Raw genomic sequence first — 2,734 nt, 5'->3', positions numbered from 1 at the left:
GCGTTCGCGCCGGGCTCGCGATGAACCACCGCGAGCTGCTCGCGCAGCGCCGCGACCTGCTGCAGCTGGAGGCACGGCTGCAGCGCCTGCGCATCCGGCAGGCCGCCGGCGTGCTGCGCGGCGCGCTCGCACCCGCCGGCGCGAGCGGGCGAACCCGCATGCTGCGCAGGGTCTTGAAGTTCGCGTGGCTGGCCGCGCTGGCCTGGCGCAGACTGCGGCCCTCCCCGCCTTCCACGCACTGACGATCCCACACCCCATGGAGTTCAAGGACTACTACGCCGCGCTCGGTGTCGAGCGCACCGCCACGCAGGACGAGATCAAGCGCGCCTACCGCAAGCTGGCCCGCAAGTACCACCCCGACGTCAGCAAGGAGCCCGACGCCGAGGCCCGCTTCAAGGACGTGGCCGAGGCCTACGAGGCCTTGCAGGACCCCGAGAAGCGCGCCGCCTACGACGAGGTCGGCCGGCGCCACCGCAGCGGCGAGCGCTTCGACCCGCCGCCCGGCTGGGACAGCGGCTTCGAGTTCAGCGGCCGCGATGCCGGGCCCGGCGACCCGATGGACTACAGCGACTTCTTCGAATCGCTGTTCGGCCGCCACCACCGCGCCGCGCGCGGCAGCGCACGCGCCGGCGGCAGCGACCACCACGCCAAGGTGGTGATCGATCTCGCCGATGCCTACCGCGGCGCGCGCCGCACGCTGTCGCTGCGCACGCCGGTGCCCGACGACAGCGGCCGCATCGTGTTCCGCGAGCGGCAGCTGGAGGTCAACATCCCGCGCGGCGTGCGCACCGGGCAGCAGCTGCGCCTGGCCGGCCAGGGCGCGCCGGGCCTCGGCGGCGGGCCGGCGGGCGACCTGTACCTCGAGATCGAGATCGCACCCCACGCGCAGTTCAGCATCGACGGGCGCGACGTCACGCTCGAGCTGCCGGTCGCGCCGTGGGAGGCCGCGCTCGGTGCGAGCGTCACGGTGCACACGCCGGACGGCCGCATCGAGCTGACGGTGCCAGCCGGCTCGGCCGCCGGGCGGCGGCTGCGCCTGAAGGGCAAGGGGCTGCCGGGCACGCCGCCGGGCGACCTGTACGTGCTGCTGGCGGTGCGCGTGCCGGCCGCCACGAACGACGCGCAGCGCGAGGCCTATGCGGCGCTCGGCCGCGCGTTCGGCGGGTTCGATGCGCGCAGCGAACTGGAGGGCTGACATGGCACACGCGCAATCCATCAGCGTCGACGCGGTCGTCGTCGACGAGACACACCAGTTCACGCTGACGCAGCTGGTGCAGGTCTGCGGCACCGAACCCGAGCGGCTGGTCGCGCTGGTCGACGAGGGCGTGCTGTCGCCGCAGGGCGAGGCGCCGGAGCGCTGGCGTTTCAGCGGCAGCGAGCTGGCCCGCGCGCGCAAGGCGCTGCGCCTGTCGCGAGACCTGGAACTCGGTCCCGGCGGCACGGCGCTGGTGCTGCAGCTGCTCGACGAGATCGACGCGCTGCGGCGGCAGCTCGACGCGTTCAGGCCCCGCTGAGCGCGCGGCGCCTCCCCCGCGCAAGCCGCCAGCCCGACACCACGGCCGGCACCGCCAGCAGCGGCAGCACCACGCTGGCCGGCAGCACCGGCAGGCCGAACAGCCGTGCGAGCTGCGGCACCAGCAGCAGCAGCGAGAAGGTCGCCGCGACCCCCAGCACCAGCAGGTCGAAGCTGCCGTTGCGCACCGCCAGCGCATCGCGTCCGCCGCGGAACCACTGCAGCATCGCGAGGTTGCCCGCCGCCAGCGTCGCCAGGCCCGCCAGGCGCAGACCCTCGTCCGAGAAGGCGGCCCAGCGGCCCGCCACCTGCACCGCGACGACGGCGCCCAGCGCCACCGCGCCCACCCCGAGCGCGCGCAGCACCGCGCCGCGGCCGAACAGCGCCGCGCCCGCCGGACGCGGCGGCACCTTCATCGCATGGCGCACCGCCGGCTCGGCCTCGAACACCAGCGAACACGCCGGGTCGATGATCAGCTCCAGCAGCACGACGTGCACCGGCAGCAGCAGCACCGGGCCGCCAAGCACCGGCAGCAGCGACAGCCCGACGATCGGCAGGTGCACCGCCAGCAGGTAGCCGACCGCACGCTGCAGGTTCGCGAAGATGCGGCGCCCGGCGCGCACCGCATCGACCAGCGACGCGAAGCGATCGTCCAGCAGCACCAGCGCCGCGGCCTCGCGGGCCACGTCGGTGCCGCGCTGCCCCATCGCGACGCCGACATCCGCGGCGCGCAGCGCCGGCCCGTCGTTGACGCCGTCGCCGGTCATCGCGACCACCTCGCCGCGGCGCTGCAGCGCTTGCACGATGCGCAGCTTCTGGTCCGGGCTGACGCGGGCATACACCGCGATGCGCCCGACCGCCGCATCGAAGGCCCGGTCGTCCATCGCGGCCAGCGCGGCGCCGGTGCACACCGCGTCGCCGTCCCAGCGCTCGAAGCCGGCCTGGCGCGCGATCGCCGACGCGGTCGCCGGCGCATCGCCGGTGATCATCACGACGCGCACGCCGGCCTCGCGGCACTGCGCCAGCGCGTGCGGCACGTCGTCGCGCAGCGGGTCCTGGAAGGCGATCAGCCCGTCGGCCGCGAAGCCGTGCACCGGCCGCGGCTCGCCTTCGCGCCACGGCGCATGCGCGACCGCGATCACGCGCAGGCCTTGCGCCGCCCACACGGCGGCACGCTGCGCGAGCGCGGCGCGCCCGGCATCGTCGGCGCAGCAGGCGAGC

General features: G+C 75.5%; 4 protein-coding genes. 3 read left to right on the top strand and 1 reads right to left on the bottom strand.

The window, feature by feature from the left end:
• From AC1D12_RS30265 to AC1D12_RS30255, 3 genes are all read left to right on the top strand, one after another.
• Positions 1-242, top strand: a 242-nt coding sequence (locus AC1D12_RS30265) for a hypothetical protein (RefSeq protein ID WP_477844943.1), incomplete at its 5' end; no start/stop codon positions are given.
• Positions 243-256: 14 nt separating this feature from the next.
• A complete protein-coding gene (locus tag AC1D12_RS30260; protein ID WP_477844942.1) occupies positions 257-1,195 on the top strand; it encodes a DnaJ C-terminal domain-containing protein in 939 nt (312 codons plus the stop codon).
• Between the two features lies 1 nt (position 1,196).
• Complete coding sequence (locus AC1D12_RS30255; protein ID WP_477829177.1) at positions 1,197-1,514, top strand: chaperone modulator CbpM; 318 nt, start codon at positions 1,197-1,199, stop codon at positions 1,512-1,514.
• On the opposite strand, the gene AC1D12_RS30250 is transcribed toward AC1D12_RS30255, so the two are convergent.
• On the bottom strand, positions 1,501-2,734 hold a 1,234-nt coding region (locus tag AC1D12_RS30250), incomplete at its 5' end, for an HAD-IC family P-type ATPase (RefSeq protein WP_477844941.1). The two genes, AC1D12_RS30255 and AC1D12_RS30250, sit on opposite strands and share 14 nt — an antisense overlap.

The organism is Rhizobacter sp. P1_G5, assembly GCF_056405435.1.
This window is presented reverse-complemented; position numbering and strand designations above follow the sequence as displayed.

Bases quoted from the DNA above. Each gene is read 5' to 3' on its own strand.
- AC1D12_RS30260 (WP_477844942.1), top strand. From the start codon at position 257: ATGGAGTTCAAGGACTACTACGCCGCGCTCGGTGTCGAGCGCACCGCC.
- AC1D12_RS30255 (WP_477829177.1), top strand. From the start codon at position 1,197: ATGGCACACGCGCAATCCATCAGCGTCGACGCGGTCGTCGTCGACGAG.